The organism is Pseudopedobacter beijingensis, from assembly GCF_042678145.1.
Lineage (GTDB): Bacteria > Bacteroidota > Bacteroidia > Sphingobacteriales > Sphingobacteriaceae > Pseudopedobacter > Pseudopedobacter beijingensis.
This window is the reverse complement of sequence record NZ_JBHUDG010000050.1, coordinates 181,364-203,981: the sequence shown is the minus strand read 5'-3', so window position 1 is coordinate 203,981 and position 22,618 is coordinate 181,364. Positions and strand designations below refer to the sequence as shown.

17 protein-coding genes are annotated in these 22,618 nt (G+C 40.3%); 1 reads left to right on the top strand and 16 read right to left on the bottom strand.

Annotated elements, in window-relative coordinates:
* Positions 1 to 31 precede the first annotated feature (31 nt).
* Genes ACFSAH_RS18435 through ACFSAH_RS18420 form a run of 4 tightly spaced genes read right to left on the bottom strand, consistent with a single transcriptional unit; the run spans position 32 to position 11,094 of the window.
* Complete coding sequence (locus ACFSAH_RS18435; protein WP_003013192.1) at positions 32 to 1,192, bottom strand: DNA cytosine methyltransferase; 1,161 nt, start codon at positions 1,190 to 1,192, stop codon at positions 32 to 34.
* Positions 1,179 to 2,258 (bottom strand): PD-(D/E)XK nuclease family protein, encoded by a 1,080-nt coding sequence (locus ACFSAH_RS18430; protein ID WP_003013188.1) that lies wholly within the window; start codon positions 2,256 to 2,258, stop codon positions 1,179 to 1,181. The genes ACFSAH_RS18435 and ACFSAH_RS18430 overlap by 14 nt, the downstream gene beginning before the upstream one ends.
* Positions 2,255 to 8,296: a DEAD/DEAH box helicase gene (locus ACFSAH_RS18425; protein WP_201679254.1), complete on the bottom strand. Its 6,042-nt coding sequence runs from the start codon at positions 8,294 to 8,296 to the stop codon at positions 2,255 to 2,257. The genes ACFSAH_RS18430 and ACFSAH_RS18425 overlap by 4 nt, the downstream gene beginning before the upstream one ends.
* Positions 8,293 to 11,094, bottom strand: coding sequence for a hypothetical protein (locus ACFSAH_RS18420; RefSeq protein ID WP_379664177.1), 2,802 nt, complete (start codon positions 11,092 to 11,094; stop codon positions 8,293 to 8,295). The genes ACFSAH_RS18425 and ACFSAH_RS18420 overlap by 4 nt, the downstream gene beginning before the upstream one ends.
* A 364-nt stretch (positions 11,095 to 11,458) precedes the next feature.
* Between ACFSAH_RS18420 and ACFSAH_RS18415 the strand changes: the two genes are divergently transcribed.
* Complete coding sequence (locus ACFSAH_RS18415; RefSeq protein ID WP_003005483.1) at positions 11,459 to 11,962, top strand: hypothetical protein; 504 nt, start codon at positions 11,459 to 11,461, stop codon at positions 11,960 to 11,962.
* Between the two features lie 84 nt (positions 11,963 to 12,046).
* On the opposite strand, the gene ACFSAH_RS18410 is transcribed toward ACFSAH_RS18415, so the two are convergent.
* The 12 genes from ACFSAH_RS18410 to ACFSAH_RS18355 form a co-directional block, all read right to left on the bottom strand.
* The gene (locus ACFSAH_RS18410) at positions 12,047 to 12,577 is read right to left on the bottom strand and encodes a hypothetical protein (RefSeq protein ID WP_147284257.1); all 531 of its coding nucleotides are present in this window, start codon (positions 12,575 to 12,577) and stop codon (positions 12,047 to 12,049) included.
* Between the two features lie 89 nt (positions 12,578 to 12,666).
* Entirely contained in the window at positions 12,667 to 13,479 is an 813-nt protein-coding gene (locus tag ACFSAH_RS18405) for a DUF4099 domain-containing protein (protein WP_003005488.1), read from the bottom strand.
* Between the two features lie 30 nt (positions 13,480 to 13,509).
* The gene (locus ACFSAH_RS18400) at positions 13,510 to 14,736 is read right to left on the bottom strand and encodes an ArdC family protein (protein WP_157600423.1); all 1,227 of its coding nucleotides are present in this window, start codon (positions 14,734 to 14,736) and stop codon (positions 13,510 to 13,512) included.
* The gene (locus ACFSAH_RS18395; protein ID WP_003005492.1) at positions 14,726 to 14,884 is read right to left on the bottom strand and encodes a hypothetical protein; all 159 of its coding nucleotides are present in this window, start codon (positions 14,882 to 14,884) and stop codon (positions 14,726 to 14,728) included. The genes ACFSAH_RS18400 and ACFSAH_RS18395 overlap by 11 nt, the downstream gene beginning before the upstream one ends.
* A gap of 1 nt (position 14,885) precedes the next feature.
* Complete coding sequence (locus ACFSAH_RS18390) at positions 14,886 to 15,395, bottom strand: M23 family metallopeptidase (protein WP_003005495.1); 510 nt, start codon at positions 15,393 to 15,395, stop codon at positions 14,886 to 14,888.
* 45 nt (positions 15,396 to 15,440) lie between these two features.
* Positions 15,441 to 17,477, bottom strand: coding sequence for a type IV secretion system DNA-binding domain-containing protein (locus tag ACFSAH_RS18385; RefSeq protein WP_003005498.1), 2,037 nt, complete (start codon positions 17,475 to 17,477; stop codon positions 15,441 to 15,443).
* A gap of 34 nt (positions 17,478 to 17,511) precedes the next feature.
* The gene (gene traN / locus ACFSAH_RS18380) at positions 17,512 to 18,360 is read right to left on the bottom strand and encodes a conjugative transposon protein TraN (RefSeq protein WP_003005502.1); all 849 of its coding nucleotides are present in this window, start codon (positions 18,358 to 18,360) and stop codon (positions 17,512 to 17,514) included.
* A gap of 19 nt (positions 18,361 to 18,379) precedes the next feature.
* The gene (gene traM / locus ACFSAH_RS18375; RefSeq protein WP_003005505.1) at positions 18,380 to 19,543 is read right to left on the bottom strand and encodes a conjugative transposon protein TraM; all 1,164 of its coding nucleotides are present in this window, start codon (positions 19,541 to 19,543) and stop codon (positions 18,380 to 18,382) included.
* Between the two features lie 15 nt (positions 19,544 to 19,558).
* Positions 19,559 to 19,999, bottom strand: coding sequence for a hypothetical protein (locus ACFSAH_RS18370; RefSeq protein ID WP_003005509.1), 441 nt, complete (start codon positions 19,997 to 19,999; stop codon positions 19,559 to 19,561).
* Complete coding sequence (gene traK, locus ACFSAH_RS18365) at positions 19,977 to 20,597, bottom strand: conjugative transposon protein TraK (protein WP_003005512.1); 621 nt, start codon at positions 20,595 to 20,597, stop codon at positions 19,977 to 19,979. Before traK ends, ACFSAH_RS18370 begins: the two co-directional genes overlap by 23 nt.
* 22 nt (positions 20,598 to 20,619) lie before the next feature.
* Positions 20,620 to 21,762 carry a TraJ family protein gene (locus ACFSAH_RS18360; RefSeq protein ID WP_236582162.1) on the bottom strand — a complete coding sequence of 381 codons (1,143 nt, stop codon included), beginning with the start codon at positions 21,760 to 21,762 and terminating at the stop codon, positions 20,620 to 20,622.
* Between the two features lie 18 nt (positions 21,763 to 21,780).
* Positions 21,781 to 22,566, bottom strand: a complete 786-nt coding sequence (locus tag ACFSAH_RS18355) for a hypothetical protein (RefSeq protein WP_003005518.1) — start codon at positions 22,564 to 22,566, stop codon at positions 21,781 to 21,783.
* Between the last annotated feature and the right edge of the window lie 52 nt (positions 22,567 to 22,618).

Sequence of the window (22,618 nt, the reverse complement as noted above, 5' to 3'; positions counted from 1 at the left end):
TATAGTTGTCACATGCACAAAGAGTTTCAAGTTAGATATTTCTAAAACTTTGATCGATCACTTTCATTTTGATTATGTTCTTATAAATAAACTCCAATACCGCATCCGCAACAGCCTCTGCGAGCGGAACAGGGACACCGTTTCCTATCATCTTGAATTTCTTTGTCAAGGGTAATTCCTCCGGTAAAACGTATTCATCAGGCACTCCTTGTATCCTCAATGCTTCACGTACAGACAAACGTCTGTGCTCGTAAGGGTGTAAATGAACTTCATTATTACCGTAACAAGTTGTAGGGCTATATTTGAAACGGTGAAGACGCTTAAAGGAGGGCCTATTTGTTTCACCTTCGTTAATTGCACATAATTTCTCTTCGCTCACGTGCAAATTGAAAAATTCATTTGCGTTAGGAGTCAAATTTATCTGGTTTTGTGGCACAAGACATTTTTCAACACACAGCTCAATTGGCACATCTTTAGATTTAATCACGGGCGCACCAAATTCAACTTGTTTGCCCCAATTATATTTGGTTAAAGCATTTTGATATTTTTCATTTATTGGAAAAGGGAACCATTTACCAAAAGAACCTTGTTCAACAATTTTTCCATCAAGAAATTCTTTTCTAATTCCAACAAAAAAAATTCTTTCTCGGTGTTGAGGAACACCAAAATCCAATGAGTTTAACTTCGCATGGTCGACGTAATATTCGTTCTCGATTCTTTTCAACAGCGCTTGCAAAAATTCCTTTGTTTCTTTCCTTTTTGTTAAACCTGTTACATTTTCCATCACGAAAAAGGTAGGTTTCAATTCCAAAATCTTATCAAAAAAAACAATCGTAAGTTTACCTCTCTCTCCCTCAAAACCTTTTCGCGAACCATTCATACTAAAGTCTTGGCAAGGTGGACCACCAATTATTCCAAAATGTTCTGGTTTTCCATTAGGAAATGCTTCTTTGATTATTTCGTTTGATTTTACGTCAGTAATTGATTTCGTATTAAAAATTTCTGCTTTAATTCCATTTCCTCGAGATTTTCTCCATGAAGTAATTCCAGCTGCATGAAGTTTTGCAAACACTTTATCGAACTCATTCGTCCAAACAATTTCAAAACCAGCTTTCTCAAAGCCCATATCCATAAATCCTCCCCCGGAATAAAAGGAGAGAACGGGAATTTTATGTTCGTTAAATTTGTTCATAAATCATTGTCGTGTCGGTAACAGAATAGACAAAATCTGTTGATTCTTTTCTCAAATTGTAAATACTTATTTTTTTCTTTATTTTATCGCTTAATTCGTCAAATTTTTCAGAATTAAAGTTTTTTATGGTTAATTGTTTTGTTCCATTTTGTAAAAACACACTAACATTTCCATTTTGGAATTTCTTTACGTCTTTAATTTCGCCGAAAACATCATTGAATGAAAAATCAGTTTCAAGTTTTCTGACAAAAAAAGAACAGGCTGGCCTATATAAACAATACTTGCAGTTTACTTCTGTTAGAGTAACTGAAAATGATTTTGTACTTATACAGTTATTCGTTGCCTTTAAAAGTTTTTTTGCTTCGTCATAGATTATTTTACATTCTTCTTCGGAAAACGCAACCATAAACTGTTGATTTGCTAAATCAACTAAGCTTAAACTCGTTGGAAACCTATTCGTTTTTTCAAAATACAAATAGGCATAAATTTTAAGTTGCTCTTTGTATTCTTCTTTTACATCAGAATATAACTCTCCCTCATCATCTAAACAATCTTGTGTAATCGCTCCGGTTTTAAAGTCTATAATTTCTATATTATCGTTATTCTCAATTATTAAATCAACTTTCCCTCCAATCAATTTATCCTCAGATTCAAACCATCTTTCAGAATAAAAATTTACGACACCTAAATTCGTTTGTTGTTTAGGTTTGTTTCTTAAATGTTTTTTTAATTGGATTTTTTTTAGACCGAAATTTCTTAACTTCTTTTGGAGTGGAACGAAAAATCCAAAACCATTTTCCTGCAAATCATCTTCAACAATTTTCAATTGCTTATCAAACTCCGTATTAAAATCATCTTCATTTTTTACAATTCCTTTTGTAATCAATTCAAGTATTTTGTGCAATATTGTACCGAAATAGGCATTAGGCGAAAGCGGAAGTAAAGGCTTCTTATCAAATGCTTCTGCCAATAAAGATTTGTAAGCACAATTTTTCATTGAATAAAACTGGCTTGGCGAAATACGTTTGATTTCTTTAAAATTTATATCTCCAATTTTGTTCATCATCTGATTACTAATCTTTCGTAACACCAACCGGGTCTGCGATGCAAGTTGAATGTATCAATTATGCTAATGCAGCCACCACTTTGAGCAACATATTCGTCAATCTCTGCTTTGGTTTCTGCTAACCAATTTGCTTCCCTGATATTTCTCAAATCCCAAAATGGGTGAACAATCATTATGATGTGTTTCTGATTTTTTCCAAATTTGATAGTTGGCAAACCTTTTATTTCTGCTGTATGTGAGAAGCCAAAACTTTGAGCAAAACCATTTCTCAACTCTTTTGCAAAAGCAAGCCAATCTTGTAATTCGACAAAGTTGAAATTTCCATCAGCACCACAAACGAAAGTTGAATCATTCATCACACGGAGCATTGATAAACCTAATCGCCAATCAAGCAAACTGTGATAATTCATATTCCTATATACTTTCAAGCAATCGTAACAAGCATCATCACATTTTGTCTGATGTATTTGTGAATGAATTTTTCCTAAATAACTATTCATATTACTTGGTTCCATTGCTTCCGAAAGAATGTTTTGAAAATCGTTGTATAAAAATCTCACAAAGCCCGAACCATTTGGCAATTCATCAGTCAAAATAATTTCTGCAATTCTTCTGTTTGTACCGTCTTCAAGCACTTTCATTGAAATGTCAGCAATTTCAATTTCGGTTGGGTCAACATCAAGTCTGTCAGCCAAAATCCGTTGAAGCAAAAAAGCGGCTGAATAATATCCTGAGCGAACACCGTTGCTTTGTGCTTTAACGTGTGGCAAATCTGTTTCACTAAAAAACATATTCAAGTCAAGTTCCAAAGGAATAATCGAAGGTGCTATTCTGAATATTTCTGTATTTTTATTGCTTGCTAACGCAATTTGCTCGTCTGTACTTGTTGCGTTTTGTTGAACAAACATGGAATAACCATTGCTGTCATTTGTCGGTACGGCTAAATCATTCAAGAGCCATTGATTATTAAACCAAAATCCGTTTTGATTGAAAGGAAATTTGTTGTTTGTGTTGTAAAGTTTTCCCGTGAAAAACTTATCGGAATTTGTATTTACTCTCCAAGTAACATCGTTATCTGAAATGGAAATTGAGGCATTATTTATTTTTTCCGTATTTGCTGAACCGATTTTTTCTGCAAAAATTGGTGGCCGTGAAAGCAAAAATTCTGAATCATCTTTGGTGTCGCTTCCTACTGAAAGATTTGTTCTGTATCCTCTTGGTGATTTCAGCATAAAAGGTCGTTGATATTTATTGGGGTTGTCTTCACCACAATTTGGACAAACATCAAATTGGTTTTGGTTTTCCAATTCTACTTTTCGCTCTTCCGAATATGTTTCAAAAAATCCGCAAGACCTACAACGAACAAACCAACGGTTTAATGAAAACGGAAGCAAGTTGTTGGTTTCAACATTTGTTACAATTTGATTTCCGTTTCTACGTGTATTGATAAAATCACTTGTAAAACCAATAACCTGATGAATTGCCTTGTCTTTTGTTTTCTGTGCACCCGGTGCAAATTCATAAATAGCCATTGCTTGCGCTCGGTCTATTGAAAGTGGCTCAAGTTTTCTGTTTATACCGTGATACAAGTTTTTAACTGTAGTTGGCATCCCGAACATTGGTAAAATCCCGCCTTCGGCAAACTTTTCAGAAATATCGTTTGTTGCAATTTCTTCGTTATTTCTTATACTTTGAGCTTTCCCAATCAATCCATTTGGGGTTGTTGTGTCTACAACCCAATTGATAAATTCTTCTCTTTTCTCTTTTAGTTGTTCTGTTAGCAAAGCATCAACCGTTGATCCAATCGCCACTTTGTTATTGTTTATCCAATCTATAATTTCTGTTTTGTATGTGTCCCAACTATCAGTAGAGCCAAACTCTCCGTGAACACTTGATTTTTCATCAGAACTAACATCAATATCTTTTTCAACGTATGCTCTCCTTAAAATTTCTTTCGCAAGCAAACGTTTAAAAATCCGCTCTTGTCCCATTGTCAAGAAAGGTGTTGGCGGTGCATCACCTGTGATTTTTTGAGGGTTTGCAAAATAAAATTCATCGTGGCTTCTACCTCTGCAAAAAGTCAAAATCACGGAATAGGCTTGCCCTCTACGACCTGCACGACCAACTCTTTGTTGATAATTGAAACGTTGAGGCGGCATATTTCCCAACATCACGGCTTGTAATGCTCCAATATCAACCCCAACTTCAAGTGTTGTCGTTACGCTCAACAAATCAATTGCTTTTACTTGTCTATTGCCTTCATCTGGCAAAATGATATTTCTAAAATGCCGTTGTCTTTCAAATTGGTCGTCTGTCTGTCCGGTAAGTTCTTCACAATGCAAACGGATTGGCGGACGTTGTTGTTTAATTGCATTGTAAGAAAGGTAATTTTCTTTCCAAATATCATCACAAATTTTGCTATGTGGCGTTTGTAACGCTGTCACAGAATGAGTGCAAATGCCTCCACTAAAATGCAAATGTGGCCTATTTCCTCTTGTACTTGTCCATACTTTATCGGTTGCTTGTGCAATTTTTATGAAAAGGTTTTCAATTTGAATTCCTGTGTCGCCTCTCAATACACTACTTGTTGAAAGTGTATTGAAGACAGCTGTTCCTATTTCATTTTCTTGTTTTGAAAACCTATTTGCAACGGCACGAATGTACTTTTTTACTTGTCCCGGAAAATCATTGTATTGTGTGAAATTGAAAGGACTTGCATCTTCAACTTTGTTATGTTTGTACTTGTCCCCTAAAATCCTAATGGTAGAATTTACAATTTGGAAAAACTCATCTTTTGCTAAAGCAACCGCTCTCGCTTGGTCTGCTACAACTTCTAATTCCGGATTTATACACACATAACCCAATGCAGAAGATTCAAACGAATAGAACAGTGAACCAAAGAACATCGATGCGAGTCCGTCAAAAGAACCTTCTTTCAAATCGTTTATGTATGATTGATCTGCTCCGTTTGCCCATTGAAAATCTGTAAAATCAATAAGGTCAAACCAAGGGACAAAATTATTATTCAGCACTCTTGTTTGTAAAGAAATGTCGTTTCCTCCTGGATTTATCCCCAACTCAACAAAACGCTTTACAAGCGGTGCGAGATTTATTGAATTAGTAATATCAACTAAACTTCTTACATTGAGAGTAAGTAAACGAACTTCGTTCAATTTCGCCTCTGCTTCTTGTTTTTCTCGCAACTTATTTGTGTTACTCCCATTATAACTTGAATTGTCAACCAAGTATTCTATCTCATCAAAAGTTGTTTGCGATTGCTGTTTCAGTTCTTCCTGTTTGGCAGTATCTCCATTATCAAAAGCACACAAAATTTGGAAGCGTAACATTAAACTTGAATGCAGTTCATTCACTAAAATTTCACGCATTAAATCAGTAAAGTGATTGCGTTCAATTCCGTTTGCAACTTGTGCCGCATCTTCACGACTATCAGAAAACACAACTAATTTTCTTTCCTCTTCGTTGCTTGGAAGTTGATACATCAACTCTTTTGCAAACATTTGAGTTGTTTTGGCGAAACCGGTTCTGAAACCACGAATAGTAGAAGTTTTGCTTTTGTTCCAATCTTGCCTTCTTTTTTGGTGATTTACACCACAACCCGGACAAACGCTTGGCAATGCTTTGTGTGTTTCTATCGTGGAAATATTTCCATTTGCGTCTGGGAAAGCAATATCACGATTTGAATTGTTTGTAATGATGAAATAATATCCTTTAATCCATTGTTCAGGTTTTTCGTCTGCTTTGTTGTGAGAATTGTCAATATCGCCCGAAATGCAGTTGAGCGATGCAGGAATCCATTTTGCTTCAAAATCACCTTGATTAAACCCATTTAAAGTAGGTTGTCGCCAATAATTTTGAGGAATTCCCGGCTCGGCATCGTGTTGAATAAATTCTTGATTTCCACAGGCCCAAAAAACGGCATATTCTTGGTAGCCTCTTTTCTCAACCAATTTTGCAGGTGTTTTTTCCGGAATGCCTTCAATATTGGGGCTGATTGGAAGTAATTCAAAAGAATTATTTCCTGATTCATTTCTTGTTACTAATCGACTTCCTCCAAACAACGTTGTTCCGCAATTATCGCAATAGAGTAGCTCCAAAATACGATTTCCGTTTTCTGAATTTATTCGTGTATTAGAATAAAGTTTTCCAACTGTACGTTCTCCATCAGAATATATTTCATCAACGTCATCGGGTTTTACAGAAGCCCAAATGCCTTCAATGTTTCTAAAGAAATAGTGAAATCTGAAACGAGGCAACTTTCTGTCATCAAGAATTTTATCTACAATAATTTTGAATTCTGGTTCGTCTAACATTGCTCTTGCAATCAATAAACCACGCAAAGCGTTTTCTAAATCTTCTTTGTTAGTTGTGTTTTCAAAAATTGTTTCAGCAAAATATTTTCCGTTTAAATCATCGCCATTTGCTTGTATTGAGCAAACAGCTTTGTAATCCTGACAAGGCGAAAACAAACGTTCTTTCAATTGAAAGTTTGGATTAGTAATTACCGATAGTAATTTTGAAATTCCATCTCCGTCTTGTGATAAATTGAAAGTTGTTGCAAGTTGCGTTGCTGTTGCTTCGCAAGTTGAAATAAAATTTTCGTCAGCTATATTTCCTTTTACTTCTGAAAACTTTTTCGCAATTTCTTTGAAAGGATTTACTGGAAGTTTTCTTCCGTTTTCGGGAAACGCTGTAATTTTATTATTTTTTCCTTCAATGATTTTGAACGGTTTTTCTGTTCCAAAAAAGTCTTTCAGAAATTGTTTACTTTCTTTTCCTTCTTTTGTTTCTTCTTTTGCTTCCAACGAAGCACTGGAAGCAAGAATGCGTAATTGTGGGTGATTAGGATTTAAACCTAATCGATTAAGAACAAGTTTGAGCAAATACGCAACTTCTGTTCCTTGCGTTCCTCTGTATAAATGCAACTCGTCAATGATTAAGTGAAAAATGTTGTTTTCACTTTCTTCTAACCATTGTTTTGTTTCGTCAAAGATTCCTTTGTCAATATCACGCATTAACATTATGCTCAACATTGAATAGTTGGTAATCATAATGTCGGGCGGTGCGACTTGCATATCAAATCGGCTTCTCATTTCTGCACCATCTAAACGTTGGAAAAATGATTTCAAATCCTTGGCCTCGCTTCCTATTTTTCCCGTTTTTTGAATGTATTCTGCTACACGGTTTGAATCTGTTTCTATCTGTTGTAACTGTTCTTTAAGTTGATTTACTTTCCTTGTGTTTATTGCAAAAGCCCCGTCATCTTTTACTTTTTTCATTTCTCCGGCAACAGGCGAACTCCCGTTATATCTTCCAAAATAAATTGCGTTGCCATCAGTATTTTCACTTAACCAATTTCTTGTGTCGTCTGAATCCAATGCTTTTCGCAAACGACTCATTTGGTCTTCTACCAAAGCGTTCATTGGGTAGAGTATCAATGCTCTTACTCCAGCTTTTCTTGTTTCGTGGTTGCGTTGCCTTACCGCATTGCTTAAAGTGAAGTTCGAAGTGTTGACAATTTCCCTTGCAGAAAGTCCACCATTATCACACCACCAATTATTTATACTTGTGGATTTTGGGTTTGGGGCTTGCCAATTGGAAAGTTCTTTTGAAAGCTGGGCGAATAGTGGCAGTAAGAATGATTCCGTTTTTCCCGAACCTGTACCGGAAGTAATAATGCAATTATTTCCAAGCAAGGTTTGTTTCAACATTTCTGCTTGATGCAAATGTAAAGGGAAATCCCCAACAAGTCCCGTATTTACAAGCCCTTTAAATAGTTTGACTTCTGCATCACTCAACGCATTTCCTAAATCTTCAAGTGTTAAATCATTTATCTTTTTTCCACTTGAGACATAATCGGGCAAAGGCTCAATCCAAGGCTTACGATAAAGTACTCTGTCGTAGTTCAATAAGTCATAACGCTCCTTTTCAATGCCTTCAAACTTTGTTCTGAACGCAGTTTTTATATAACGAATAAAATTCTCTTTTATGGTTTCAAACGAACCTATTGGGTCTTTCATAATGTTTTATCTATTGGAGTCTGGCCTAATTTTAATCTGAACAAATTTTGAGTGAAAATCCCAATTACATTTTCATATACTCTGTATTTCTTCCCATCTATCACTTTGAAATCGGGGGCTAATCCACTTAACAACATAATAGCTTCCGACATTAATCTTGGCAAAGGCATTTCGATTGGGATAGCAACTTTTTTACTTGTGCTATCAAACAAAATCACATTTTTATTGCAATGTTTCAATGCAATAAACCGTCCCCAATTCATATCAATTTGATAGCTCTTATTGTCTTTCCAAAGTTTGAATTGATGAGTATATTCATTCAATTTGTATTTTATCAACGAAAATGATTTGTCGAAAATTGGTGTCTCGCTCTTTTCAAAAATTAAGGTTTCAGGATTGAAAATATACCTCGCCCAATCATAGTCATTTTCGTTGGTCTGCTGTAATGTCCTTTCGTAGTCTACAATATTTGCTGAAAAATCTTGAAGTGCAACTTGCGGGAAGTAATCATTTGAAAACTTCACCCTCAATTCATCTGCAAAAGCTTTCAAGCAATTCTCTCCATAATTATCTGTTGATGTTTGTTCAAATGCCCTAACTGTGACTACATCAGGTAAAAGCAATCGTTCGTTTGAAACAAATTGCCTTGTTATTTCAACTTGTAAATTGTGTTTAGGTGCAGTATTTACGATTGTTTCAACCAAGGCAGAATCTCTTGCACCTATTAGCAAAACTTTTCTCCCTCGTGTTGTCGGAATGAAAATAAACTGGGGCGGGCTTAAAATGACATTTTTAGTCTCATAATCATAATCAAGTATTCCGATGAAATCATAATAATTCAGCGAGGCTCTTTTAAGTCTTGTGAGATTAAAATTTGAGTTTAATTGTTGCTCCGGAAACTCCTTTGAATAATAAAACTCAAATGCTTTGAAAAATTCTTCGGTCGAAAGTTTAGCTTTTATAGAGAGAAAATTACAAAGTTTATTTCCGGTATGATTATTAAGTGTGGCACTTGAAATATTAGCTGCAACCTCCTTTTTAGTGGAAATGAACATTGAACTTAAATGGCAGAAATATCTTTGACTTGACTTATCAGGATTAACAATATTACTACCTATACAGTATTGCCCCAAATTAGTTGTAATGTTTCTACCAAAGGAATCTCTTTTCGGTAATTTAGAATCATCAACTTGAATTGCCGTGTTGTCTGACGAAACCAAGTTGTATGCAAGTTCATTTCCAGAAAAGTTCTCGTTTTCTACCTTTATATAGAAATCGGTATCTATTAAAGTTTTTTCGGGTAATAACCAGCGATTATTTAGTGACTGCTTCTTTGAAAGGAAAATTTTCTCATGTGTTTCTTTGTATTGCAAATAAACTTTTTCGTTACCGTCCGCATTCACAATTTCAACTTCTGGCAAATAATCATTTACATACGTTCTGAAATTCACTTTTAGTCCACCAATTAATTCAATCCGTTTTTCTGTGTACAATGTAAGAAGTGGAATTTCAGAAAGTCCTTGTGTAGGATTGCGAAACCAAAACAATGAATAGTTTTCCGGCAAGCCTTCAAAATCTTCTTGTTTGAAATCTCCGTTGACAAATGTACTTCCCCATTCTTTGATTATTTCTTGCTTTTCGTTTTTGCACATCAAATACATTCGTTCTGTTTTTGAGAGAACGCTTGTCTCAATCCAATAATCATTGCTCAACTGAAATGTCCCGGCACTTATGAATAACCTCACATCACGGTTAGAAAACTTCGCGATCCATTTGTTGAAATTGTCCTTAAGTTCAAGGTTTTCTTTGAATTCAACAGGTAACGTTTTTGACCATCCATTGATTTCATACAAATTCTCGTGTTCTCCAAATTTTAAATCTTCGGGATAGTCATTTGAAGAATACATTCTGTACGAAAACTTAATCTCTTCGTCATTGGTATTTACTTTAAATTGAAGAAATAAAGGTGCAACAGTGTAATTTCTTCTCTGTCGTAGTGTTGTTCCTTCTTCTATTTCTTCGTGGGTTTCACCTGTCCATTTTTTATATTGTCGTTGTATAGTTTGAATGATAGAGTTTGATAACTCATCTTCCTTTTTCAAATGATCCAACGTGCTTTTTGGAATTAAATCCGTTCTACTATTCTTTATTTTATATTTTAGAAATCCGTCTTCGTAAAAAGTATTGGGAACCAAACCAAGAGATTCAAATAATTTAGGTAGGCGATTTAGAAACTTGGGAGGCAAAACACACTGTGAAAATACTTTTCCTACATAAACCCAGTTCGCATTTGTAAATGGAATAACATTGAACAAACCCAAATCACCGTTATTTTTTACATTTGCCCAATGTTCAAGATGTTCCCATAGTAAATTAATTTGATTACTACCAAAATCAACTGTTCCAATTTTTTGATTTATTTTGTTGATTTCTAAGAAATAATTCAGTCTACTGTAATAATTATTTGTTCTTTGACCCTGATCGTGATTAATCTCAATTAAAGGGAGTACGAGAAAAACCAAGTAAGTGATATAGGGAGGGTATTTTATTTCATATTTTACTTCATTGATTACAACGCTTTGTAAGTTTCTTTTCTCGTAAGCATTTCTTGCTTTTGCAATTACGTTTCCATTTCCACCAGAAAATCCAAACCTTACTTTATTTACGAAATCGTTCCAAATTTCTTCGTCAGATGACTGTTCGAAACAATGTCGAGCTAAACCAATAATATCGTTCTTGGTGAGGTATAAGTAGACATCCTTCCCTGCATTGCTGGGATTGAAAAAATATTCTGACACAATATCGTTCCATTCAAAGTACCTCATAGATTTCCTTTAAATTCATACTTCAAACTCCCGGTGTATATGGTGTCCGTTGTTAGAAAGCAACCATGATAAATATGTATTATCAGGAGTGAAGATAGGCCTAAAACGTGTTGATTTGATGAACCAACACATTATATACGCATAATTTTGCCTCTAAAGCTACGCAATAATGCGCAACAATAAAATTACATTTTGCAAAGTGCCAAAATATTTTTGAAGCCTATTGAGTTTCTCAACAAACACAAGAGCTTAAGACTACAGCTTTCAAAAAATATACTACTTGATTTTGTATTTAACACGCTTTTAACTATTCTTGAAAAGTCAATAGAAAATAAAAATGCCAACACCAACTGATCAACTTTATCAAAAATTCAGAGACAATTTAAATCATTCGCATCAGGAAGTAATTATAAAGTTTTTCCTATCCTTTTCGCGATTTGAATTTCTCCTAAAATTCAACGATTTCATCACCGCTGAGGGCCTCGTTAATTGGAATGATTTCACGAAGAATTGTAAAACAAGATACGTTACTTGGCAAAATAAAGGCTTAAAGCAAGAACTTGAGAATGCCATCCAATATATTCAATCCAATCCACCTAAAAAGCTTATTAAAAACGATGGTCAATATATTTGGCAAGATATAATAAGAACGAATACTGATCGTCTTGAGATTTTAACTTTAAACATCCGTACCATAAGAAATAATCTTTTTCACGGTAATAAATCTTTGAATGCAGACAATGGACGAGATAAAGAGTTATTAGAAAGCTCATTACTAATTCTTGATGATCTCATCTGCTTTTTAAACGGTGAGCTGGATTTTGTTGAAGAGTCAATTTAAAACCCGTATACAGCTTATTAGGTCATAAATGACAAAAACCCCTGACCCAATAAAGGATCAGGGGTTTGGGTAGGCTGGTTCAGATTAACCCACGTTTGTAAAGGATTGATAGAACGTTTCAAATGGTGGTTTTGGTTTATGGGTTCTGATACCTGCACGGATACCCGATAACTTTTCAAAACGGTTCAATGAAAAAATACTGACTGGAATACGATACTTCTTTTTGTTGCAGTAAAACTCTCCGTGGTCATCAACAAGACTAAACCTTGCGTTCTTACCAAGTTGCCACGTCGCTACTTTACAATCGGCTACACGGCCACTTATTCCCCCATCAAATACCGTATGTGTTTTAGCGTTTGGGAAAAGGGATTTCAACCACGTAAACTGTTCTTTTGTTGGCAACAAACCCAATGAAACAAATGCGCTCAAACAAGGTGAATTAACCCAATTAGGGTAATAATGGCAAAAGCACAATATATCGCTTGCAGAATGACCGATAAAAAGATTGGTGACAGATATAGGCAAGCTGTCCGTCACCAACCACATACCTTTACAGACCGGAATACGGACACCATTTTCACTCCAATGCTCTTGGGCTATAATCTGATTTTCCAATGTATAAGGAAACAGAATTTTATCCTCGACAACGTGGATATAAGGTGCAAAGAAGTTCCGTACTTCGGGCTTTAATTGGAGAAATACCACTACCTCGCAACGGTACGTCCGTAACCTCTACTTTCTTGCTTATCACGAAGATTTTGCACAAGGTCTTGAACGGTTTTCTCGTTACCGTGTTTTTGTTTTTTATCGGCCATCATCATGTCGGTCAATGCGCGGTTATATCCCTCGCTATATCCCTCGCTCTGCGGTTCAACCCTACCTTTTAGGTTATTGATACCTCGGAAAACTAAGTAAGATATACCGCCATCCAAAAGCACCGATAGGATAAGTCGTTTTCGGTCTGAACGGATACCCTTATTGTCTGTTGCCGAATGTTGGATTTTGGTTCCGTCTTTGAGTTCCACTACTTCACCGTTACGGAAAACCTCCTGTTGCTGTTCCGAAAGTTCTTCGCCATTTACTCGGATGGGGGCCTGCACTTCGTCGGGTTCATAAGCCACAAACTCCCTTGTCAAGTCGTCATATTCAATGATGACTTTCTTCTTTTTGTTTCCGTCAATCTCCTGTTCCTTGCTTACCACGTGTTTTTCTCCTGCGATCAGGGCTTTTTCCTCGTCATCACTCAACAATGGATGCCATTGCGGTTCACGATATATAGGATGTATGTTTAGCTGTACTGTGCCATCTGTATTTCGGCTAAGGAATAACTTTGCATCCAATTGACGGATGGCAAACCCATCGATGTTCAGACCTGCCATGCTCAACATATCGGTTCTTCTCCCTGCAAGCAGGGCATCGATATTCTCCGGACTGATGCTGAACCCTCCGTCTTTGTAAAGCCCCAATTTTTCAAGTTCGTTTAGGGGCATTTCGTTTTCGTTGATAGGATATTTCATGATGTAATTGTTTGTTAAGTTTTATAATTTTTATCTTCTGATGCCATAGGCGGCAACAGCCTCAATTTCGGCTTGTACCGGGCGGTGCAGGTCTTCACTTGGCTTGATACTGTTAGGGTTCTGCTTGGCGTGTAGCAGGGAACCATACAGCCCGTCAGTTCTCGATAGCGAAAACGTGTTTCCAGTCGATAGGTCTTCCACACGCATACGTCCACGTTTCAAATGCCCTTGCACTTTGTACATAGTATTGTTATAGGCGATTTCATCACCTATCGAAAGGGTGGCTTCTTTTACCTTTTGTGGTTTTGCCTCGGTCTGGGCTTCGACCTGAACATTGGCAGCGGCCTTGATTTCCCTTTTTTGCTCAAATGCCAATAGATAATTAAGAATTTTTTCCGCATCGGCGGCGGCAGCGTGTATTTCAAAAGGTGTATCACGCAATATCTGTATCCAACTGTCCACGTAGGCAATGTGCTGGCCGGGATCATGGCCAATGTTGAGTTCCTGACCGATAAGCATCGAAGCGATTTCGGCACGAAGTTCTTCGCGGGCATAGCCCTCTGTTCCAAAACTGTCAACCATGCTTCTGTCCAGACGGTCTTTATGGCCCGTCCAGTGACCGAGCTCATGGAGCACGGTGGCATAATACTTATCCGGTGCATCGAATTGTTCACGCAAAGGCATGGTGATACTGTCGAGTGCCGAACTGTAATACGCTCGGTTACCTGTTTTGTGGGTTATATCTGCTCCCGAAGCCTGAATGATGTTTTCTGCTCTTTGGATAGAATCCCATTGGAATTGCTTTGCTTCGGATTTCACCAAAGGTTCGATACCATTGATCTGTTCCGCATTGAATACCCAAGCAGTGGTGATAATTGCCCTGTCAAGACCTACCTTAGCTTTTACGGGCTTACCCTGTTCGTCCAAAATTGGTTTGCCCTCTTCGTCTCTTTTGGAAACAAGTTCATGGGTCTTGACAAACTGGATCAGGGTTGCTTTTTCTCCCTTTCTTACGTTCCAGCCTTTTGCAGATGCTTGGTTGAACGTCATCCAACGCGGGTCTTCACGATCGGCCGATAATAGTGATAAGCTGTTGATACCCTTATATCGGTTTCCGGTGATTGCATTGTACGGTAATTCAAAAGCTGGGCTATTGCTATTCCACGGCTTCTGCCACGGTGCTGTACCTTGTTCGAGTTTCTTGATGATATTCTCCGCAACTATTTCATGCAGGGATTTAGAATTTTTACTGCTCATCTTCATCCACCTCCGGGGATTCGTCATCTGGCCATTCGTCTGCGTATTCCACGCCATAAATGGCGGCTTCCGCTGGGGTCAGACCAATGTCTTCACCACTGGCCAGGACACTTAGTTTTTGTTGCAGTGATCTTAAATGATAGTCCATATTATTCCATGTTTAAGGATTGGTCTAATTGTTCTCTTAACCTGCGTAGGAATTTCAAGGGGTCAAGGAATTTACCGTTGAATTTCACCGAAAAATGCAGGTGTTCTCCTGTCACCCTGCCCGTGCTTCCGGTGATAGCGATAGGTTGCCCCGCTATTACCGTATCACCCGATGAAACGAGTATATGGGAAAGGTGTCCGTAAATGGTTTCTACTTCGCCGTGTACTATCAGTATGTACTTGCCGAGTGCTTTATGTCTTCCTGTTGCTTTGACATAACCATTAAGTACATTAAATACAGGATCGGAACGCGCGGCAAAGTCAACACCGCTGTGGTGTGAAGCCTTACCGCTGATCGGGTGGATACGGTATCCGAATGGCGATGTGACCTTTAGCTTGTCTAATGGTGGACTGTAATCTATGTCTTGTCCACAAAGCATAAAGGGAACAAGCACCAACCAACCGAAAAAAAATCTAATCCGCAGATATGCAGAACGTCGAGTGTTGTTCATAATGTTGTGATTTGTAGGAATTAACTCCCTTAAAAAGTCGATTGACTATTTTCTTTTGTTGTATTCCGTCGTCTCGGTTGGTACGGGAATTTGAACATTGTCTTGGATAGGAATAAACTGTTCAACTATTTCCTCAACTTCTCTGTTGATGCGGAAAAAATTGTCCAATAGGATTTCTTCTTTTCGATTACCGAAGTCGTAATAGGTCGGCAGTTCCCGATAATTCGCTTCTTCCTTTTTGAGGGCATCCATGTCCAGATTGACACGGCAGTTAACCGCCGAAGTCTGGTATTTGCCCGTATAGGTGTCTACCGTATCACGGGCAAGGATGCCAACAATTTCACCAGCTTTTAGCGATGCTATCTTTCCGGCAGGAATCAGCGGTTCGAGTTTTTCATTCAAGGATAGCGAGGTTCTCGTACGGTCGATGCTTAGGCTTTCACCCGTCTGTTTCACCTTACCAAAAAGGCGCTCCAACCACTCCAAAGTTTCTTTGCTCCTGACCGAACCGGACAGTACATTGCCCATGATGGACGTGATAACCTCCGCTGTTTCCTTGCCGTATTGTTGGCGCAGCATAGGCAACTCCTGAAGCCCCAAAACGACCCCAGAAAAATTGGATCTGCTCTGTGCCACCAATAGGTCTACACGGTGAATATACAGGCTGGGGGCCTCATCCACCACTAAACCGATGGGTAAATTGCCTTTCGTATTGATAAGTTTCGTAACCCGATTAAGTACCACCGACAGGCAAGCGGAGTTAATGCTCTGGGTACGGGGGTCATTGGCGAGCACCAAAACACCGGGGTGCTTGGGGTTACTGACTTGAAGCTCAAAATCATCCGCACCGAAAACCCAAAACGTTTCTTTGGTGGCCATTCGGCTGATAAAGATTTTGAGCGTTCCGACTTGTCCTTCAAGTTGGTCAAATGCCTTTGCTTTGTAGGCGGACATGAATGGCGATAAAAGGGAACTAAGCTCCCCGTTGCTGAACAGCACCGTAAAAATCTGTTCATACGACAGGTTAAGAAAGGCAAGTACATGGGGCAGGCTGGAATAACGGCCATCTTCGTACCTACTGAAAAAGAAGATACAGGCGGCAAGGAAATTGATGGCGGACTGCGTGAAAAATTGGTCACTACCACCGCTTTTGTCTCCCTTTTTCAAGGCTTCGACAAGCGCTTCGGCTGTTTCCGAAGCATCGGCAAGCGTGTTTAGGTAAGCCCGTTTCATCGGGTTTACCCGCCTGCTCTTTGCGGGATCGTTGAGATTGATAACATGGAATTTGTAATCCCTGCATCGACCGTCCTGCTTGGCAAGCAGATAATGGTAATAAGCAACCTTGCCAAGATCGGGGTATTTCAGATCGTATAGGCACATCGTGAACGAATTGGCCAGCATTTGGCGTATGATCGGCATGATGATCCCGAACGATTTTCCACTTCCCGGAACCCCGCAAATGAGACACCCCCTAAAAATGTTTTCAAGCGGTATATACCCTTTACGGACTTTCCCTTTGTAATAGAACAAGGTCGGGATGTTGATCGAGTACGGTGTTATCACGGGTTCGGTTGGTTGCATAAAGGATTCTTCCTCAATGTTCCAGCGATCCTTTCCCAAGTTGGAGCTGATGATCTTGGATACGTTGTCTATTGCAACGTGTACCAAAATGGCTCCGGCAAAAGCGCTTGTGACATAGGCAAGGTCATACCAATTGACCGACCGCCATATCGGGGCTGCTTCATGTCCCTGCAACCATAAGCCCGAAAAAAGAATGAGCATCCCCAATGCCAAAGGGTAAACGATCTGGGTCTTGGGATTGAGGTCTTTTTTCTTTCGGCTTAATGTTCCGATGGAGACCAGACAGATCAGCACAAGTGTAAAGAGCTTGCTGTTTATCAGTTCGGCATAAAATGGTACTCTCGAAAGCCTCTCTGCAAAGAGTAGCAAACTGTTATTTGCTACCCCTGCCAAAAGAAATTTATCTACATAGAAAAACAGAAAGACTTCGAGGACAACGGATAGGTATATGCCAAATTGCAGGGAGCGGTAAAGCCCCTGCTGCTCTTTGGTTTCTTCCATAAGTATTTGTTATTAGAGGTTAGATAAAGCCGACCTAAAAGGTGTCGGCTTTCAGAATATCGCCGTATTTTATTTTTAGGTTGACCGTGCGGCCGGAAATCTGTTTTTCGGTAAGCGTTACCCGAAGTACCTTACTGCCGGGAAAAGTTGCCTTTTTCAGCACGAACACGTTACGGTGCCTTTTCTTAAATTCGGTAAGGGGCTGGTATTGCCATAGGGTTTTGATTTCAACGGTCTGCACGTTGGTTGCTTTGGTGATCTTCTTGTCCTCAATGAAAAACCGGAGTTCGTCTACATTGTAAGAAAGGTTTGATGTATTGGTAAACGATACGTCAAGAAAGATATAATCGCCCAATGTGCTAATGCTGTTAAGCGCAATACCTACACCGTAATCCCTCGTACTCCGTACAGGCCGATGGGCGTTTTTTGTAAGCAGACCAAGTGCAAGGTTTTTCATCTGGCTACGGCTCAACCCGATCTCCGAAATTTCCAAAGGACGGGTGTGCTCCGGTTTGATTTCGAGCATGGCCGGAATACCCGTATCGTTCATCCACAATGGGGCCGTCAGACGGTATTGCGCCACAAAGTTATCGCCGACAATGGTAATTGTTCCAAGTTCAAAATCGAGGTGTTCTGTCTGTGTGGTATCCTCGTGCAATTTGATACGTAGTACATTTTCAAGGGGCAGGTCGCCCGATACATGATGCGAAGCGATGTCAACGTATTGGATGGGTTCGGGTGAAAGGATATGCACCGTATGGCCACGGTGCAGGCTTAATTCGGGAAGTGTTCCCAACCGGGTTTCCGTAGCTTGTTGACTGTGGGCGGAATATGCTACAAAACATAAAAGGAAAAGGATTAGAAAATGATGTTTCTTTTTCATGATGGAATCTTAAATGGTTTTACTGTTTGTAATTCTGTTGGCTTTGGCGGAGTGCCTGTGGATCGATGAGGTACACCATCGTGTTGTATTTCAGTTTCGCCCTGTTCTTCCGTATATGCTTTGATACGGCGGTCGTTGTGGATTGGAACATCCGCTGGATGGCGCTCATGACCAATTGGCTGTTGTTTTCCGCTTGTTGTTGCAGGGTAACTCCCTGCGTGGTGTTACCGCCGAGCTCCCGGCTAAACTCCCTGAATGCCGAAGCGGGCACGTACAGTCCGGGTGAGCCGTCATTATCATAGATTTCCAGTCGGACAGGCAGTATGTTGTTGCCGTACATAATGGAAGTGATGGTAAGCAGTACCCGTTGCCCTGAAAAACCGGAAATTTTTGCAAATACGTGGGTACCTTTCTTGACCACGTGCGGGCCGACCAATAGGTCATCCATGAGCCGAATGCGCAAACGGGAATCGGCATACCCTGTCATGTTTTCATCGACAATAGCCTGAATGAAAGTATTGTCATTTTCAGGGCGGATGGTGTTGAACGTTCCCTGACCTGTACCGTATTTGGAAACGGACAGACGGGGCTGGTTTTCGAGTTCTTTTTTCGCTTCCTCCATGCGTTCACGTTCCATGCGGGCTGCCTGTTCGTCGGGATCGTTTGCCCTTGCCATGCTGTCCGCATAGGCCATCTGCTTACGGAAAAGTTCCATCGGATCGGTCTTGTCCGGCGTCTCCCTGATCGGTTCGGGTTTTCGCTGTAATGAGGAAAGGGCCTGTTGCAATGCTCGGTCTTGGTCGTCATTTTCCGAATCTCCGCTAACGGAAACAGGTCGCTGGTTTTTGAGCGCCCGCTCGATGGAATCAAGTTTTCGCTTTTCTTCTTCGTTGTACAGTTCATCAAAACGGAATTGTTCGGCTCTTTCTTCCTGTAACTGGCCTATTGCCGTATAACCGTCACCTCGACGGTACTGCTCACGGTAGGCGGCAAGTTTGTCGGATAGCGCGCGGTTCTTCACGTCCTCCGATACATCGGCAATCTGGCCCTGCAAAGGATCGCCCTCTTGCTGTGGTGCTTCTTCCTTTGCAAAACCTGTTTGATAGACATAGAAGAACAGGCATAGAAATGGCAACGCTATGAGGGGTAGCACATAACGCGGCTGTCTGAAATTGATTTTCATGTTTGTTGGATTGTATTAGGGTGAATTTTGGGGTTTGTTTGTTTCGGCCAATCTTTTTTCGAGGATTTGCATCCTGTCGATGGCTCTCTCCATTAGCAGGCTGTCGGAGCTGTCCAAATTTTCTTTTTCCATCAGACTGTCGAGGATCGTACGGATTTCCAGCAGTTCCTTTAGAGCTGAAACGGTCGTGACAATACCGCCCATTCCATCCATTAAGGGTTGTTGTACGGAAAGCTGTACGTTGTCTTTTTGTGGTGTTTCTTTTGGGAGAAAAAGAAAGCATCCAACGGAAACGAGAATGCTTACCACCATTGCAAAAAATACCGTACGTGGTCGGGCTTCAAGGAACCGTTTGGAACGTACGATGCCACCATCGATATACTTGCCAAACTCCCTGTAAAATGCTGTCCACACCGTTGTGTCGGGCGAGCGGTTAGAAGTTATTTTTTTGAACATAGCTGATGTCTTTGTTTTCGAGCGTTTTCCATCGGGTTATCAATATACCGTGACCATTGTTCTCCGTACGCACGTCAAGGTCTCGCAAATAGCCCTCCGTGACCAATGTGCGTACTACCGTCGAGCTACGCCGATCTATGGTCTGTTTACCATAGTAGCGGAAGTACTTTTTCACCGGATCGACATGGATGGAATCGGTCTGGATGGTGAGAACGGAACTGGACGACAGCACGGAATTGAAAAATCCCTTTTCCCGCAGGTTGTTGTACTGCAATGCACCGGATTCATCGATCAGGTACATGGCTTTTCGCATCTGGTATTCGATGAATTTATCGTCCGGTGCGAGCGTAAAAAATAGTGAATGGAAAAGGTTGATATGTGTACGGTACTCGATGGGTCTGTTTACTTCAACATCGGTCTGGCTTGCAGACATGGGAACGTTGTTAGCGTCAAGTATATACACGGATTTACGTGCATTGCCTACCTGTTTGTAGGCAAAAAAAGATACTGTCATCACCATGAGCACGGCGGCAATCAGACTTGCCCCGGCAATAAAGGTGGCAAGCCTGATCTTGGCTTCAATATTTTTTATTATCATAGCATTGCGTGTTTAAAAGGGGTTAAAACTTGGCGATTATCTTTCTTGCGGCACGGCCCATATTGGATGCTCCACGCCCCATTGTGCTTGCGGCCGAAGTGATACCACTTGTCGATACAATCCATGTGCTGATACTCGGTACGGTGAGCATGGTCAGTCCTCCGATCAGGAATGTCACGATGACGATACCGAAACTTAAAATCCCGTTGCCCGCAAACCAGCCCATTTTCTCCAATGTGTCGCCCGTGCTTTCAAGGAGTTGTTGATACCTTGTAATCTCGGCTTCCATTGCATACTGTTGGAATAGACTGGCTACGTGCATGACCAGATAGGCAATGCCCGAATACAGGTTAACGGCGATAAACCGGGCTATCCACGTACCAAAGGAGTCCCTAAAGGCAGGCAGGATACTTACGGCAACACTAAACGGGCCTAAAATGATGAGGATGGTCGAATAGAGAATCTGGATAATGAAGATGATATAAACGCAGATGCGCAATACCCAGACGGCCAACGTTTCTAAGGTATAGGTCGCCAGTAGCTGTAACCCCACTTGCATACGGTTTTTAAGTTCAACGATTGGGTTCCATACCGAAGCAAAACCCTCCTTTACCGTTGAGGTGACCGCATCCCACGCCTGACCGTACCACGTATCCGCTTCTTTTTCGGCGATCTCGGTTTCGGCCTGTATGGTGGTCAGTTGATCGGCAACGTCAACCATGAGTTTTGCACGTTGCAGGCGTAGGTTGTTAACTTCGATCTGCCCGCTGTCAAACAGGCTTTCCGTTTTGGTGGCAACAATGTCCGTGGGATATGCAAGTATGCGGGTGAACGTTCCCCACCAGATGATGACCATTACAAGCCCGAACGGGCGTAACAAAGGCATGATTTCCATTTTTTTGTCGCCCGCCATCATTTCGTATGATTTGATGGCAAAGAATATGAGCATGAAAATGGCGGCAAGGGCCTGTGCATCGGTGATGAATGTATCGAAGTGCGTCCATATCGTGTTTTTCATGCCTTTGAGAAAGTGCATAACACCCTCCTCATAGACACCGTTCCCCTGTAAAAAATTGAACGTATCTTTAAACGAGTCCGGCACATTTACAGGATTTCCCTGCAATAAAAAACGGGGCATTAGCCCCGTCATGTTGATAAAGTCCATAAAGTAATCTGATTTTGGTTATTGGTTTCTTTTTAGGATGTCCTCTGCAATTTGTACATCGGAACGACCGCCAGAAAACTCCGGCAGATCGGGGTTCTCACTTTGCAGACGGTCACGGCTTTTGCTCAATAAAAGGAATTTGGCGGCATAGTTCTTTTTTGCTTCCCATGCGGACAGAAGTTTCCGGTGTTCCCCAAGCAAACGGTGGTAAGCCATGATACGGCTACCACGGTCGAGCGTGGTCGTTCGGGCAGCTTCCAACCGTTCTTTGAGTTCCGCACGTTCTTCGTTGTACCATTCCAATAGACCTTTGTTCCTCAAATAATCCCCGACGTCCGGTGAAAGTCCGGCGAGCGGATCGGTGTCCGTGTCGCCCGTTAGGTTTCCAAACTCCCTGCGGTAATAAAGTAACCATAAGGGGTCGGCATCCGTGACCAGACCGGAATAATTGAGGGCTTCGGTCACCGCTACATTGCGGATGGTGTCCGTATGCTTTTTATAGGCTTCGTCCGTTTGTTGCATGGCCAGTACCATACCCATGCGCAAGGTCTGTGGCCCTGTACCGCTCAACGGTCGGCGGTCGGTCTTGTTGTAGTTTGGATGCCACGCCCAGGTGAGCCAATATTGATAGTTTAGACCGAGAAAACCACTTGTTGGCGTAAACTTCTTTCGATCCCATTGCTTATGAACCATGCGTTCCTGTTGATTTACGATATGTTTATCGGTCTGTCGCTTCACGTTCTGCGCCATTGTTCCCGTGGAAAATAGGAACAGCAGTAGCCAAATGATATTTATCTTTTTCATCGAAATAATTGTTTTTAAATGGTGATGAAGCTATCGGATTTATTCATTCCAT

Excerpts from the sequence above, each read along its gene's own strand:
- ACFSAH_RS18435 (WP_003013192.1), bottom strand. The coding sequence starts at position 1,192 with ATGAACAAATTTAACGAACATAAAATTCCCGTTCTCTCCTTTTATTCC.
- ACFSAH_RS18430 (WP_003013188.1), bottom strand. The coding sequence starts at position 2,258 with ATGATGAACAAAATTGGAGATATAAATTTTAAAGAAATCAAACGTATT.
- ACFSAH_RS18425 (WP_201679254.1), bottom strand. The coding sequence starts at position 8,296 with ATGAAAGACCCAATAGGTTCGTTTGAAACCATAAAAGAGAATTTTATT.
- ACFSAH_RS18415 (WP_003005483.1), top strand. The coding sequence starts at position 11,459 with ATGCCAACACCAACTGATCAACTTTATCAAAAATTCAGAGACAATTTA.
- ACFSAH_RS18405 (WP_003005488.1), bottom strand. The coding sequence starts at position 13,479 with ATGAAATATCCTATCAACGAAAACGAAATGCCCCTAAACGAACTTGAA.
- ACFSAH_RS18400 (WP_157600423.1), bottom strand. The coding sequence starts at position 14,736 with ATGAGCAGTAAAAATTCTAAATCCCTGCATGAAATAGTTGCGGAGAAT.
- ACFSAH_RS18395 (WP_003005492.1), bottom strand. The coding sequence starts at position 14,884 with ATGGACTATCATTTAAGATCACTGCAACAAAAACTAAGTGTCCTGGCC.
- ACFSAH_RS18390 (WP_003005495.1), bottom strand. The coding sequence starts at position 15,395 with ATGAACAACACTCGACGTTCTGCATATCTGCGGATTAGATTTTTTTTC.
- ACFSAH_RS18385 (WP_003005498.1), bottom strand. The coding sequence starts at position 17,477 with ATGGAAGAAACCAAAGAGCAGCAGGGGCTTTACCGCTCCCTGCAATTT.
- traN (WP_003005502.1), bottom strand. The coding sequence starts at position 18,360 with ATGAAAAAGAAACATCATTTTCTAATCCTTTTCCTTTTATGTTTTGTA.
- traM (WP_003005505.1), bottom strand. The coding sequence starts at position 19,543 with ATGAAAATCAATTTCAGACAGCCGCGTTATGTGCTACCCCTCATAGCG.
- ACFSAH_RS18370 (WP_003005509.1), bottom strand. The coding sequence starts at position 19,999 with ATGTTCAAAAAAATAACTTCTAACCGCTCGCCCGACACAACGGTGTGG.
- traK (WP_003005512.1), bottom strand. The coding sequence starts at position 20,597 with ATGATAATAAAAAATATTGAAGCCAAGATCAGGCTTGCCACCTTTATT.
- ACFSAH_RS18360 (WP_236582162.1), bottom strand. The coding sequence starts at position 21,762 with ATGGACTTTATCAACATGACGGGGCTAATGCCCCGTTTTTTATTGCAG.
- ACFSAH_RS18355 (WP_003005518.1), bottom strand. The coding sequence starts at position 22,566 with ATGAAAAAGATAAATATCATTTGGCTACTGCTGTTCCTATTTTCCACG.